The organism is Xenorhabdus yunnanensis, assembly GCF_028598805.1.
In the GTDB taxonomy this organism is placed as follows: Bacteria; Pseudomonadota; Gammaproteobacteria; order Enterobacterales; family Enterobacteriaceae; genus Xenorhabdus; species Xenorhabdus yunnanensis.
Genome location: NZ_JAQRFI010000023.1, coordinates 26,591 through 41,785, shown reverse-complemented (window position 1 = coordinate 41,785; position 15,195 = coordinate 26,591). Strand labels below are relative to the sequence as shown.

The following is a 15,195-nucleotide window of genomic DNA, read 5'->3' as shown; positions in this document are numbered from 1 at the left end:
ATTCTATCAAATAGGATATCGTCTTTGGCGATATCCTCCTACTAAAAACGGCTTCCCCAAAGTTGGTAATCCAATGAGTAAGGAAGCCGTTTTATTTGGTGTTTTGTTTATTAATGATGCTTAACATTGAAGTCTGTGAATAATCAGCAACAATCATAGTAGGTATCTTTGATAATCATAGGGAGTCGAATACTGTGTCAAATATCATATTAAAGCGTAAATACTTAACCCACTCAGAAATTGAAAAGTTGCTGAAGGAATTGGAAAAGAACCCACATGCAGACCGAAATATCTGTATGATATTTATGGGTTTTATCCATGGTTTTCGCGTATCCGAATTGCTTGGGTTACAGTTGGCAGATGTAGATTTAGAAGGGAAAAAGCTGCGTGTGCAGAGACTGAAAAATGGCTTTTCCACCATCCATCCAATGGTGGCAAGAGAAATACAACTAATACGGAAATGGCTTTCCTTACGCCAGCGCTATAAGAATAGTGATCAGAGTGACTGGCTATTCTTGTCCAGAACAGGCGCACGTATGTCTCGCCAGCAGTTTTATAAAATCATCCGACAAACAAGTTTAAAGGCCAATTTAGCGGTTTGCGCGAATCCGCACATGTTACGACATTCTTGCGGCTATGCCTTGGCGGACAATGGCGTGGATACCCGCTTGATTCAGGACTATTTAGGCCATCGGAACATTCGTCACACCGTTCGCTATACCGCAAGTAATGCGGGCCGCTTCGAGACGATATGGCTAGAAAGAGGAAAACGAAAATTGTCGACAATTAGTACCAAACTGTTAACCAATAAATTATCTCATTTTTTCAACTCCATTGATCTTCGCCCAACCTACAAAAATCAAATCAACTATTTGATTTATCTTTAAAAAATAATTATCTATTTAAAAATTTCCCTTCACTTTTTCCTCATCATAATTTTTCTCTTTTTTCATCACGTTGAACAAAAATTTAAATTGCTCGACATCGAAAGCGGTATAATTTAACTCCATCAATTATGTTAGAATAATAAACCAACATAATATTAAAAATTAGTTTAATCATCTTGCGTTAACAGTTTGGTACTAAATGTTAACCATTTGACCTGATATTTTTTATGTTTCTCGATAAAGTTTGAGTTACAAAAAAGCCATTCCTGGACGGGAATGGCTTTAATTTTTTGATACTTTAATCTTTTTCTATTTAATATCCGCACTATTTAATATCCGCACTATTTAATATCCGTACTATTTAGTATCAATGCTATTTATTATCCAGTGCCATTTGATATCAATATAAGCTCAGTGTTACAAGCCCAATACTGTTTCTGCTACACAGGCATATTGATTATTCATATTAACCTTAGGGGGAGTAAAACAGTCCTCCAAAAACCAGTTTGCGGGAGTCTCTAAGGCAATAGAAATAGCGACCAAATGCTCCAGACTGATTCTATTAGTACCTCGTTCATAACGTGACAATTGCTGATGGCTCACTCCAATTTTGTCTGCCAGCTCTACTGCTGTCACTCCAATTTCTCTTCTTTTCATTTGGATTCTTTTTCCTACCAACATACTGACTTGCATGATATCTCTACTCTCAATTTATAAATAAGTTAAAAAAACTATTGCAGTGCCTTCATATTTACCGGCTTTTGGTGGAGTTATTGTGTGCAGTATTGATGTTAGTGTGAAATTAGTAGGTATATTCTCTCCTTGAGCAGTAACGTTCACGCCATCTGCTGCATTTCTTCCATTAATTTGTAATGTTGAATACATTTGTTTATTAGAATCGAAGTACACTCTCGTATCATCATTAATTGATCTGGTATGCAACATTATTTTGTTGCTATAAATAGCACATTTAAAATGGCCGTTAATTGATCGGGTCGCATTATTTACTTCTAGTGCAGTTAATTCCCCGTAGGCAATTTCAGAAGGCAAACTGATTTGACAACTTTGATTCGGAGGGGGCATTTTGTTGCAAGTGGAGTTAGGGAATTTTTCCCCATCACCATATCCCTTATTTATTCTAGACGCATAAAATAAACCTACGCAGTCCGCTTCTGCGCTAATAATAGAAAATGTAACCCGTATAGGGACACCAATCCGCTGTTTATACGCATTCATCACATCGGCGGTTGTCCGATATTTCTGGGCATCTTGCAAGCATGCCCCTGCCTCCTTACAGGCGCCGTACATGCCTGGTTTTTGACCATTTCTATATTGAACATCAGGGCCAACATAGCATTTACTTCTTCCATAACAAGGATTAGGAATACCCTCTTCCTCTGTCCATGCAATGATTTCCATGGTCGTGGAAGTTTGGCTCCCTTGTATTATCGTATTAACCGGCATCACATAAGCACCAGCATAACCATATGTGGCACTGACTAAAAAAAATAGGGCTGCTAGCTTCAACAACGATTTCTTAATATGGCGCATAACTTATTTTCCAAATAGCATCAGATTCTGACTAAAGATCGTGGATGAAAAACCAGTCAGCATGACTAGTCGTAATTAACTTCAAAAGTCGCCGTTGCACTGAATTCACCAGAACCAATTTTTTTCCGTTGAAGAGCACTAGGTTCAGCTTGTACATACGCTCTGAATGAAATGACATTATTTCTGCTATTGGCTAATAACGGGAATTCACTGGTTTTATTAAACGGCATTGGAGTACCATCGATCTTCTCCATACCAATAGCAGCACCATATGCACGACTGCCAAAGCTAAATGCCAACAATCCTGGTAGCTCTTGACTCGGTTCTCCCAAGAACTTAATTTTTAGGCGTCTTGTTATACGAGGATCGCAGTCCTCTAAATTCAGATAAAATGGCTTGCCTTCTGTACGGTGTTTCACATAAAGATCACGATCAAGAATATTCCCCAACTCCACTTCCATTTTTTTATCTTTCGTTTTAATCGAGCAAGTAGGAGCAAGTACAGTTAGCGTAATCTTGACATCTTGGCGCAGGCTATCTTGTGCATATCCACTTTGCTGGCTGCTAATGCCAAAAAGAAATAGCGCTGGCAATACATATTTGGATAATTTGATGCTTAACGAACCCATTATCATTTACCCTACATTCATCCAACCATTTACTGAAAGAAGCTCGCCATATTCCGGCTAGTTCTGTGTTGATACCCCGTCAATATCATTATTGATGGGATATCATCTACACAACTCAACCCGCTTTTTCAGTTACGATTTTTGTCACCACACAAGTATTGCCACTACAGTTAAATGTTAATTGTGGATGCCCGCCATAATCATTGACGTAGGTCAGTACCGGTGCATTACCCAGTGAATTGATTGTTCCACCCAGTTTTTCACTGCTTCTGGGAGCCAGCATGAGAGGCTGAAAGCCATCCGCACTCTTACCATCTATCTTGTTCGATGCTTCTGAAATAGTGATGTAATAAGGTGTTGGATTATTCACCACATACTGGTTTCCCTGACGGGTCAGGGTGAGTTTTTCCTGCCATGGGTTATCAAGATCAATACGGCGTGCAATGACAGCTTGCGGACGGTAGAACAATTTGATGCGTGTCTGCAAAGCAAGTTGCAATACATTAGGCTTCTCACTGCGTGGTGGAATTTCACGAATGTTGAAATAGAACAAACTCTCTTGATCTTGTGGCAATTGAGCAATTGTTGGCAGTGTTTGAATCTTAACCTGGCTTTTTGCTCCGGCTTCAACACGCTGTACCGGGGGAACAACTACAAGTGGGCCATTGATTTTATTTCCCTTGTCATCCTCAATCCATGACTGGGCCAAATAAGGCAAATCAAGATGTTGATTTTCAATATTGAGGCTAACGGATTTCATATCCCCATTAAAAATCACTCGGGTACGATCCAATGCTATCGCCGCCATTGCCTGATGAACTGACATCAAGCCGGTTACCGTAATGGCAGTTATCATTAGAATTTTTTTCAGTTTCATAGTGTTATTTGCTCATGCTCAAAAGAAGCTCAGGTTTATATTGCTGTGCTAACCAATAGCAGCACTTCCCATGCCAAAAAAGCAATATAATACGCTATTGAAAACAGGTATTATGGCTTGTTTTGTTGCATTTTATTTATCTTCGCCTTTTAAAAACTGACAAGGTAACAAAAATGCAGTTAAAGATTCTGCCGCAATATCATCCGGTACTGTAATCTCGCACTGGGCACGTCCATCCCAATACACTTGCATTTTTTCACCCTGATTCATTCCGCTCAGGTAAGCATATCCATCATCACTGACAATCCCGATTTCACGTTGAGATGCATTCATGACAGAAGCACCAAAAGGTGGGAATGAACCGTCAGGTAAACGGATGATAGTCATCGTCTTGATCCCTGACATAACTTGGAATTTACGATAACCAATTGCGCCTTCCGTCAATGTTGCCTGCTGGACAGAACGTAACGCCTCTACATCATCTGGTAAGTTATCTAAGTCAACATTTGCCGTATTACGGAAGTAGTTGTTCACATCAACCAGCACAGCTTTACCAAAGTGATTGGTATGCACCGCCGAACCGAATCCTCGAATAGGCACATTGCTGACCCCTTCCGTATCTACCATCAAACGAGTAGCACCCGGTATATTGATACGGTGCAGTGCGGCTCCGTTTGCTGTTACAGTTATTCCCCCCTGCAAACCGAGTGCAGCAGTGGTGTTGCCACCGTCCTGATAACTGGCACTGGCTGTCAATAACGCCCTATCGCCATAGTGAGTGTAATAACCATCAACCAGCGCTTTGCCATCAGTGTTAGTTCCTGCTGAAATACGATAGTTATTGCGATCATCAATGCGACCATAGTAACCCGCCATATGAGAGTTGCCCTGACGATTAACCATGCTGTTGTAGCTGATAGTGCCGGTTTCTCCCCACGGAATGGAAAGATTCAGATACATGCCATCATCTTTTTTATTGTCAAAATTGTTGCGGTAAGCTGAGAGATTAACGCTGATATTTTTATAACGCCCAATATCTAAATATTTGGATAAAGAAATGTTGTAGCGATCATTTGTTGGACGATCCCAGTAGGTTTGATGGCTATAGTTAAGGTGGGCACTCAGACCGATATCTGTAAATTGTTTATTGAAAATAATGGTATACAGTTCTTTGCCACTATCGGAAGAAACGTTATGATAACGACGATCAATATACTGCCCCATATTCATGAAATCGCGTTCAGAAAAGCGGTATCCGGCAAATGTCACTTGGCTATTGTATTGATCAAAACGTTTCGAATAACTGAGGCGATAAGATCCGCCTGTAAGAGTCGCATTATCTCTCGGTAATCTTGCCCTTGATTCCGTCACGTCAAATGACAGTGCACCAAGCATCATTAGATCACGACCGACCCCCAGCGATAAAGCGTTATAGTCCCCTGCTGCCAAAAAGCCGCCATACAATGACCAACCATTGTTGATCCCCCAGGAAAATTCCCCCATACCAAACGCTGGCCCTTCACGACGGTGTTTGTCATTAGTAGATTGACCGCCAGCAACTTTGTACTGCACTCGGCCGGGGCGGGTCAGGTAAGGAATAGTCGCAGTATTAACCTGAAATTCTTGTATACCACCATCTTGCTCTTCAACTCGGACATCCAGTGTTCCTGACACGGCATCCCTGAGATCCTGAATCCGAAATGGGCCAGAAGCGACCTGAGTTTCATATAATACTCTTCCCTGCTGTCTAACCGTTACCTTGGCATTAGTCCGGGCTACACCTGTGACTTCCGGTGCATATCCACGTAAATTCGGTGGTAACATATTTTCATCAGTGACCAAACTAACGCCCGTATAGCGAAAGCTATCGAAAATATTGGAATTGAGGTAATCCTCACCCAATGTCAATTTCGCTTCTAAGCGGGGAAGCGCACGGTACATGTAGTAACGACTCCAATCCCACTCACGATCTCTTCCACTAGCACGATCTCTTCCACTAGAATAAGCCGGTTTATCATCCTGCTGAGTTTTCAAGTGATTATATCTGGCCTGCCAATCCGCCCGAAAACGCCATGCTCCTGCATTCATCCCCGCAGTTCCGTTAGCACTGATCTGTTGGTTACTACTACCATGAGTGGGTTTGGATGTTTGGGCATTGAAATTATAATCAAACAATAACCCAGGCATCCCATTATCCCAACGAGAAGGTGGGTCCCAGTCCGGCAAATCATATTCCAGATAAATTTTAGGTACGATTAAATAAAGCGTATAAGTAGCCAAATCACCTCTGGCTGAGGTGCCAGGTAGGGTATTAAAATCGAGGCATTTTTCATTATTCTGCCAACCTAGTTTTTCTACCCACTCCGGTTTCAATGCTATTTGCTTCACTAATTCGGGGGATATACAGGCTTCGCTACCTTTTGGATCATCAGGTGGCGCAATGAAATCGACAGGATACATATCCGGGAATTCGTTTTGATTCATCCGGACACCCATAATATAGTTACCCGGCATGATATAACCGGCTCGAGCGAACTTATCCAAATCAATATTGGCACGTTCACTGATATCCAGAGCATCGGTATTGAATTCAATTGGAGGCTTAGAATAGCCCGCCTGAATACCCGATAATGCAAACAATACCAGAGCAAAAAGAGGTTTAATTCCGTAGATTAAATGATCTATTTTTATTTTGTCAGCTATCTTTTTTTTATTAACCACTCTGTTTTTATTAAAGGTGTTTTTTCTATTACGGTTCGTTTTTTTACTACTATTCTTTTTTTTACTACTATTCGTTTTTTTACTACTGTTCGTTTTTTTATTAATAGATAAAAGAGCATGATTCATAGAATCTGAAAACAAAGCCATAGCACCCTCTAAACAATGAATCGTTAATAATCCAATTTGAATTTAGCCGCTGTTTGATACTACCAAGTTTGTAAGTGTGTAGGAGTTATCACCAATTACATAGCATCATTAAAATTCATCGTTCTAAATTGAGGACCTTGACCGATACTGGGGTTGCAGAGGTAGCCACATGTCCTGCTTTTATCCGTAATACGTTCTCTGTTTTATGCTTTACTGGCTTTACCGTACTGCGGGGAATAGAGAAAGCATGTCACCATCGGTATGCCATTAAAAATTACTTTTGAATGGCAAAAAAATTTATTTTCCTAATACAGCCAATAGAGAACACCGTAGATCAAATAAATAAAAAAGGGTATTTCAATTTACCTCTATAGGTATCATTTCGTTAATGACACATTCTTTTTACTCAATTGTTAGTAATATTGATTTATATCAATAACACTGTTCTGATTACAGAATACTGTAGTGCCATTCTGCTAACATATGATATTCAAGAAATACCCTGAAAGTACCATCAGGAAACTCATAATATAAATCGCGATAGGTTTCCTGATATTCAACTATTAAAAATTATCTGTCAGATCGTAATATTACAGGTAGTTCAAAGTGAAGTTTGCGATAGCAGTAAAGCTACCTGTTTTCACATCTATATTTTCACCTTCAACTCCTTGCAAACCTTTCAGGCGAGCAGCGAAGTTCAGGGTGTTATCGCCATCGTGCAGAGACATCATTTCTGATTTTTGGCCCAGAGGAATATGCTTGTTACCATGATTAGTGATCATGATTGCAGCACCTTGCGATCTACCTTCAAGAGCCAACAAGCCTTTCACAGAGCCATCAGCTTCTGGCCCAGTGAAAGTTGTGGTTACACCTTTCATAGTATCAAGAACGCAGTCTTGTAATTCAATTTTGAAAGCTTTAGAAGATGATTCACCACCCTTTTGCAGGATAGTGTTGTTCACTTGCCCCATATCAACTTCAACATTATTATTTTTGATTGAACAAACTGAATTAATAATAGAACCCGTGAATTTAACTGTGCCGTCACCTTGAGTAGATGCTGCATTTGCCATACCAGCAGTTAAAGCCACACCAAAACCTAAAACCATCGCCAATTTGTTAAGTTTCATAATTTAACTTATGCCTTTAATTGTAAAATAAATACTTATAGTCAAAGGGAAGCCGAAGCACAGAAATTAATTTCTGACACTTAGGCTAATGATTATTTAGTTTTTTGACATAAATCATAATCGGTCAAAATAAACCAAATCGGCAATATCATTCTACATAATAGGCCTTAAGTCAAATTTCAGCCGATAAAACTAGTTATGTGCCTTAACATCATATGAAATATGAATTTTTATAAAAAAGTACGTGTAATGAGTAGTGTATTTTTCTAATAATTTTTTTATTTCGGATTATTACCCTAAGTTATATCGAACGATGTTTAGTAATTTAGTATCTTAATTGGCGTTGCTTTATCGCTCTACTTTATCTTCCTGAAAATAATGGGCGATTTATTATCTCGACATAACCATAATGTTTATATTTCATTATCACCCTTATTGATTAAGTCAAAATAAATACAAAAAATTTACCTGATCAATATAATTATCAAGCTAATTGTTAATTATTGTAATTACTAAAAAATACAGTTTTAGTTTTGTTAAATTTATTATTTTTTACTTATTTTTTAATAAAATCATTGAGTAATAAGATAACTCGTAAGTAAATAGACCTGACCTATCATTAACAAAATATGAAAAATGAAAACACGATTCATAAATAAAAAGCCCTTTCCAATAATGAAAAGGGCTTATGATTTTTTAATGAAAGACTAAAACTATTTACGCTTTCTTAATTGTCACCCATCAAAATGGATTCGAGTGCAATCTCAATCATGTCATTAAATGTATTTTGACGTTCTTCCGCCGTAGTCTGCTCGCCAGTACGGATATGGTCAGAAACAGTACAAATAACCAGTGCTTTTGCACCAAATTCAGCAGCAACACCATAAATACCTGCCGCTTCCATTTCAACACCCAGAATGCCGTATTTTTCCATGACGTCAAACATCTGAGGATCTGGCGTATAGAACAAATCAGCAGAGAAAAGATTACCAACACGCGCGTTGATATTCTTCGCTTTGGCCGCATCAACAGCATTACGAACCAGATCAAAGTCAGCAATCGCTGCAAAGTCGTGATCTTTAAAACGCAGGCGGTTTACTTTGGAATCGGTACACGCCCCCATGCCAATCACGATATCACGGATTTTAACATCTTCACTGACCGCACCACAGGAACCAATGCGGATGATTTTTTTAACACCAAATTCAGTGATCAGTTCTTTGGCATAAATCGAGCAAGATGGGATACCCATTCCATGACCCATAACAGAGATGCTGCGGCCTTTGTAAGTACCGGTGAAACCCAGCATACCGCGAACATTGTTAACCTGACGAGCATCTTCCAAGAAAGTTTCCGCGATGTATTTTGCACGCAGTGGATCACCTGGCATCAAAACAACATCAGCAAAATCGCCCATCTCAGCATTAATATGTGGGGTAGCCATACATTTATTTCCTTGTTTTTATTACGTATCAAAATAGATGAAAGTGTGGAGTCCCATCGGCCTCCACAAAAAATTAAAACATCGACTTACCGTAATCCATTGGCGTCAGATCGAAATATTTCGCTACTGTCTGACCAATGTCGGCGAACGTTTCACGATGTCCCAATGAACCCGGTTTAACTTTAGGCCCGTAAACCAGAACTGGAATATGCTCACGGGTGTGATCAGTGCCCGCCCAAGTCGGGTCACAACCATGGTCAGCAGTGAAGATCAAAATGTCGTCTTCTTTAACCAATTTCAGCATTTCTGGCAAACGGCGATCAAACAACTCCAGTGCTGCCGCGTAACCAGCAACATCACGGCGGTGGCCGTAAGAAGAATCAAAGTCAACAAAGTTGGTAAATACGATGGTGTTATCCCCCGCTTGCTCCATTTCAATCAATGAAGCATCAAACAGAGCATCAATTCCCGTCGCCTTGACCTTTTTGGTGATGCCCACATTTGCGTAGATATCAGCAATCTTACCGATGGAAACTACTTCACCCTGCTTTTCATCAACCAATTTTTTCAGGATAGTTGGGGCTGGTGGCTCAACGGCCAAGTCATGGCGGTTGCCGGTACGCTGGAAATTCCCTACTTTATCACCCACAAATGGACGGGCAATCACGCGGCCAATATTATAATCACCAATATTCAACTCTTCACGAGCGATTTCACACAGCTCATACAGACGATCCAAGCCAAATGTCTCTTCATGGCATGCAATCTGGAAAACAGAATCCGCAGAAGTGTAGAAAATCGGCTTACCGGTTTTCATATGTTCTTCACCCAGTTTATCCAGAATCACTGTACCAGAAGAGTGACAGTTCCCCAGATAACCCGGCAGGTTTGCGCGCTCGACCAGTTTATCCAGCAACTCCTGTGGAAAACTGTTTTCTTCGTCATGGAAATAGCCCCAGTCAAACAGAACCGGAACGCCCGCAATTTCCCAGTGGCCTGATGGCGTGTCTTTACCAGAAGAAAGTTCACTCGCGTAACCATAAGCGCCAATTATTTCGGCATCTTTATCCAAACCAATCGGGAAAGTTCCACAAGACTCTTCCGTTGCCTTGCCCAATCCCAGACGGCTCAGGTTTGGCAAGTGCAGTGGCCCTTTACGGCCGATATCAGCCTCACCACGGGCACATTGTTCTGCAATATGCCCTAAAGTGTTAGATCCCTTGTCGCCAAACTTTTCAGCATCAGCACTTGCACCGATACCAAAGGAATCCAATACCATGATGAATGTACGTTTCATTATTTTCTCCTGCGTCAATTCACGCTATCAATGCGGAAACTGCCAGCTATTAAAATCGATTTCAATTCTTGTCTGATTTATCCATTGATATGACGATAAACCATCGGTGTGGCGGCTTGTGTTCCTGTTTCCTCAAGAACGGTTTTCTTATTAAGAACAAAGGCCTTACTGATTGTTTCTGCGGCTTCATGCCAAGCATGTTCACTGTTGGCGTGAATCATTGCCAAGGGTGTATCCGCATTCACTTTTGTGCCCAACGCAACGATATCACTCAGCCCCACACTGTAATTAATAGGATCTGTCGCCTTACGACGTCCTCCACCCAATCCAACAACAGATATTCCCAAAGCCCGGGTATCCATTTCTGCAACGATGCCTCTTTGACCGCCTAATATCTGACCGTCTAATACATGTCCGTCTAATACCTGTCCGGCCAATACTGGCTTGATGAATTCCGCAGTCGGTAGGTAGCGGGCGTAATTTTCGACAAAATCAGTTGGTCCTTTCTGTGCAGCCACCATGCGACCAAATGTTTCCGCCGCTCTGCCACTGTCCAGTGCTGCCTGTAACTTACGATATGCATCATCACGATCAATGGCCAGATTGCCCGAAACCAGCATTTCAGCAGATAACGCCATGGTAACTTCAAATAACCGAGGGTTACGGTATTCCCCCGTCAAGAATTGGACTGCTTCACGCACTTCCAACGCATTACCCGCACTGGATGCCAAGACTTGATTCATATCTGTCAATAATGCTGTGGTTTTGCACCCCGCACCATTGGCAACTTCAACGATAGATTCGGCCAGCTTTTCCGATTGTTCGTAGGTCGGCATAAATGCCCCAGACCCTACTTTCACATCCATGACTAAAGCATCCAGCCCTTCAGCCAGTTTTTTACCCAAGATAGAGGCTGTAATCAAAGGGATGGAATCCACTGTTGCCGTAATATCGCGCGTCGCATAAAAACGTTTATCCGCAGGTGCCAGTGAACTGGTTTGTCCGATAATGGCAACGCCCACATCACGAATAATGTTACGGAAACGGTGCTCATCAGGAAAGATGTCAAAACCGGGAATAGACTCCAATTTATCCAGCGTACCTCCGGTATGCCCTAAGCCACGTCCCGATATCATCGGCACGAATCCCCCACAGGCCGCTACCATGGGGCCAAGCATCAGGGAAGTGACATCCCCCACACCGCCCGTCGAGTGTTTATCGACAACCGGGCCGGGTAAATTCAATTTCTTCCAGTCTAAAACCGTACCAGAATCACGCATCGCTAATGTCAGTGCGACACGTTCTTCCATCGTCATATCATGGAAATAGATGGTCATTGCCAATGCAGCAATTTGCCCTTCGGAAACTGTATTATCGCGGACCCCGTTAATAAAGAAGCGTATCTCTTCTTCATTCAATGGATAGCCATCACGTTTTTTGCGGATAATTTCCTGTGCCAGAAACAAAGCTACCTCCCAATCATTATTATCTGAAAAGAATGGCAGTAATACACACTATTTTAGCGTGCATTCAATTAATTACGATTGATCTCAATAACTACTGCTGATCTCAATAACCATTGCTCTGCTTTTGGCCCTGATATCCAAGTGTAGTCAGTAAACTGCCCAATAAACTGGATGCACCAAAACGGAAATGACGGGAATCAATCCATTTGTCTCCCAAGATATGTTCCGCCAGCGCCAAATACTGTGCCGCTTCTTCCGCAGTACGCACGCCACCTGCTGGTTTAAAACCAACGCTATCGCCTGCGCCCATATCACGGATTACGCTCAGCATAATTTCGGCACTTTCTAGTGTCGCGTTCACGGGAACTTTACCGGTTGAGGTTTTGATGAAATCAGCACCAGCCTTAATTGAAATTTCAGACGCTTTGCGAATCAAAACTGTATCTTTCAATTCACCTGTTTCAATAATGACTTTTAGCCATACGCCTGATTCAGCACAGGCCATTTTGCAGGCTTTTACTAAATCAAAGCCAATCTGTTCATCACCTGCCATCAATGCACGGTAAGGGAAAACAACATCCACTTCATCTGCACCATAAGCGATGGCAGCACGGGTTTCAGCCAGTGCAATGTCGATATCATCGTTACCGTGTGGAAAGTTGGTCACTGTAGCAATGCGAATATCGGGAGTTCCTTGTTCACGCAATATCTTACGTGCCAAAGGAATAAAACGTGGGTAGATACAGATAGCTGCCGTATGTCCGGCGGGACTGTTCGCCTGACGACAAAGTGCTGTCACTTTCTCATCTGTATCATCATCATTAAGTGTAGTTAAATCCATCAAACTCAGCGCATGCTGAGCGGCGGCGGTTAAATCGGTCATAGAACTCTCCAACGGTATTATTATCGTGACTGAACCAGTTCACACATTCTTTTGTACGATTATTTTGAACGAACGATTAGTTTTAACGATTATTTATGGCAATTGTTTTTTAACCATTACTTTTTAACTATTACTTTTTTAACAACAAGTTCGTTTTTAACAATAAGTTCGTTTGTTGGCGAGCGGACTTGGTTCCTTGAAGATGTTGCTATGGCAATATGCCCCTGCAACAACAGAGTTCCCTCTCTCCGCGCTGTTTTTCTGCGCTATTTGTCTCTGTTTGCGCATTTTTTCTGCACTATATCTTTACTATACTTAGCTTTCTTTATATTTCATATTGCCTGATGTTATGGGGATCAACCATCGCCATTAGGTGTCTGCACATCATTATTTGAACATGTAAATGAACAATAATTCGTGCTTAAAATCACACTAATCACATGACTCTTGCAACAACAAACATTTTATTGTGAATTAAATCACATTAAATATTTTCAGGAAAAACAAAAACAGGTGAGAAATCTCACCTGCATTCAATTTGATATACGTTCTCTGCGTCTTACAATGCGAGGAAGAATCCTGCAATTGTTGCACTCATCAAGTTAGAGAGTGACCCTGCCAATACAGCTTTCAAGCCGAAACGGGCAATATCTCCGCGACGGTTTGGTGCCATACCACCCAAGCCGCCCAGAAGGATCGCAACAGAAGACAAGTTAGCGAAGCCACACAAAGCAAAGGCGATAATTGCTTTGGTATGATCGGAAAGCACTTGCAGACCCGCAGCCTTAACCATATCGTCAGCTTTCAGGTATTCACCAAAGTTCATGAACGCCACAAATTCATTAACGACGATTTTCTGGCCGATGAAAGAACCTGCGATTGTGGCTTCATGCCATGGAACGCCGATCAGGTAGGCAATTGGTGCAAAAACCCAGCCCAAAACCAGTTCCATAGATAATTGAGGGTAATCGAACCAGCCACCGATACCACCTAAGATACCATTGAGCAAAGCAATCAATGCGGTGAATGCCAACAGCATTGCACCAACGTTCAGAGCCAGTTGCATACCGGATGCGGCACCCGATGCAGCCGCATCAATGATATTTGCAGGACGATCTTCCGCTGCAATCAATGACATTGCATCAGCAGTATCGTGAGTTTTTTCTGTTTCCGGCACTAGCAGTTTCGCAAACAGCAAACCACCTGGTGCTGCCATGAATGAAGCCGCGATCAGGTACTCCAACGGAACACCCATCGATGCATAACCCGCCAATACTGAACCCGCAACGGAAGCCAGACCACCACACATAACCGCAAACAACTCAGATTGGGTCATGGTCGCAATATAAGGACGCACAACCAGAGGAGCTTCAGTTTGACCCACGAAAATATTCGCAGTCGCAGACAGAGATTCAGTCCGTGATGTTCCCAGTATTTTCTGCAATCCACCACCCAGTATTTTGATGATGAGCTGCATAACGCCTATGTAATACAACACTGCAATGAGTGATGAGAAGAAAACAATCACTGGCAGAACGCGCAGAGCAAAAACAAAGCCACCACCGCCGAACAATTCAAACATTTTGTCGGAAACCAGTCCGCCAAAAATAAAATCTGTTCCTTTTTGACCATATCCAATCACGTTGGAAACGCCTCTTGACATTCCTCCCAGAATGTCTTTGCCGGCTGGTACATAAAGTACAAATGCCCCAATAGCAACCTGAATCAAAAAGGCGCCCAGGACAGTACGGATTTTAATGGCTCGGTAGTTACTGGAGAAGAGCACTGCGATAAAAATCAGTACTACTATCCCTATCAGACTCATAAGGAGTTGCATTGGAAGAATCCCTGTTCACTGAATGAATAATAAAAAAAATATGTCAGTTGTTTTATATGTTCCTACTGACATTGTGTGAGCCGATTATACCTAGCACTAAAAAGGAACAAGCAACTAACATCACAAATTAATACAACAAAAAGTAATATAAAAATGCAAAATGAGATCCGCATCACACAAAGCCACTTAGTTTCGGTGGGATTAGATAATTTAATAGGGAAAAAGGTAAAAAATAGGATAAATAGGCAAGGAATGTAAGTTAAGCGTTATTAATGTTTACTGTACCTTTCACCTTTTAAGTTGCTGCTTTGCGGTTATATTATCTC

12 protein-coding genes are annotated in these 15,195 nt (G+C 41.4%); 1 reads left to right on the top strand and 11 read right to left on the bottom strand.

Annotated features, from left to right (window positions below; genetic code table 11):
• The first annotated feature begins 206 nt into the window (after positions 1-206).
• Entirely contained in the window at positions 207-887 is a 681-nt protein-coding gene (locus PSI23_RS11395; protein WP_273555219.1) for a tyrosine-type DNA invertase, read from the top strand.
• A 417-nt stretch (positions 888-1,304) separates the two neighbouring features.
• Here the strand turns inward: PSI23_RS11395 and PSI23_RS11390 are convergent, their stop codons facing one another.
• From PSI23_RS11390 to PSI23_RS11340, 11 genes are all read right to left on the bottom strand, one after another.
• On the bottom strand, positions 1,305-1,568 hold the full coding sequence (locus PSI23_RS11390; RefSeq protein ID WP_306309575.1) for a helix-turn-helix domain-containing protein: 264 nt from the start codon (positions 1,566-1,568) through the stop codon (positions 1,305-1,307).
• Between the two features lie 30 nt (positions 1,569-1,598).
• Complete coding sequence (locus PSI23_RS11385; RefSeq protein WP_273555196.1) at positions 1,599-2,438, bottom strand: MrpH family fimbial adhesin; 840 nt, start codon at positions 2,436-2,438, stop codon at positions 1,599-1,601.
• Positions 2,439-2,503: 65 nt separating this feature from the next.
• Positions 2,504-3,067, bottom strand: a complete 564-nt coding sequence (locus tag PSI23_RS11380) for a fimbrial protein (protein WP_273555195.1) — start codon at positions 3,065-3,067, stop codon at positions 2,504-2,506.
• A 115-nt stretch (positions 3,068-3,182) separates the two neighbouring features.
• The gene (locus PSI23_RS11375; RefSeq protein WP_273555194.1) at positions 3,183-3,944 is read right to left on the bottom strand and encodes a fimbria/pilus periplasmic chaperone; all 762 of its coding nucleotides are present in this window, start codon (positions 3,942-3,944) and stop codon (positions 3,183-3,185) included.
• A 132-nt stretch (positions 3,945-4,076) separates the two neighbouring features.
• Entirely contained in the window at positions 4,077-6,854 is a 2,778-nt protein-coding gene (locus PSI23_RS11370; protein ID WP_273555218.1) for an outer membrane usher protein, read from the bottom strand.
• Positions 6,855-7,402: 548 nt separating this feature from the next.
• Positions 7,403-7,942: a fimbrial protein gene (locus tag PSI23_RS11365; protein ID WP_273555193.1), complete on the bottom strand. Its 540-nt coding sequence runs from the start codon at positions 7,940-7,942 to the stop codon at positions 7,403-7,405.
• A gap of 727 nt (positions 7,943-8,669) precedes the next feature.
• Positions 8,670-9,386, bottom strand: coding sequence for a purine-nucleoside phosphorylase (gene deoD, locus PSI23_RS11360; RefSeq protein WP_273555192.1), 717 nt, complete (start codon positions 9,384-9,386; stop codon positions 8,670-8,672).
• A 73-nt stretch (positions 9,387-9,459) separates the two neighbouring features.
• Entirely contained in the window at positions 9,460-10,683 is a 1,224-nt protein-coding gene (gene deoB / locus PSI23_RS11355; RefSeq protein WP_273555191.1) for a phosphopentomutase, read from the bottom strand.
• Positions 10,684-10,760: 77 nt separating this feature from the next.
• Entirely contained in the window at positions 10,761-12,149 is a 1,389-nt protein-coding gene (gene deoA / locus PSI23_RS11350; protein ID WP_273555190.1) for a thymidine phosphorylase, read from the bottom strand.
• Positions 12,150-12,252: 103 nt separating this feature from the next.
• Positions 12,253-13,032, bottom strand: a complete 780-nt coding sequence (deoC, locus tag PSI23_RS11345; RefSeq protein ID WP_273555189.1) for a deoxyribose-phosphate aldolase — start codon at positions 13,030-13,032, stop codon at positions 12,253-12,255.
• A gap of 559 nt (positions 13,033-13,591) precedes the next feature.
• Positions 13,592-14,857, bottom strand: coding sequence for a NupC/NupG family nucleoside CNT transporter (locus PSI23_RS11340; RefSeq protein ID WP_273555217.1), 1,266 nt, complete (start codon positions 14,855-14,857; stop codon positions 13,592-13,594).
• Positions 14,858-15,195 lie beyond the last annotated feature (338 nt).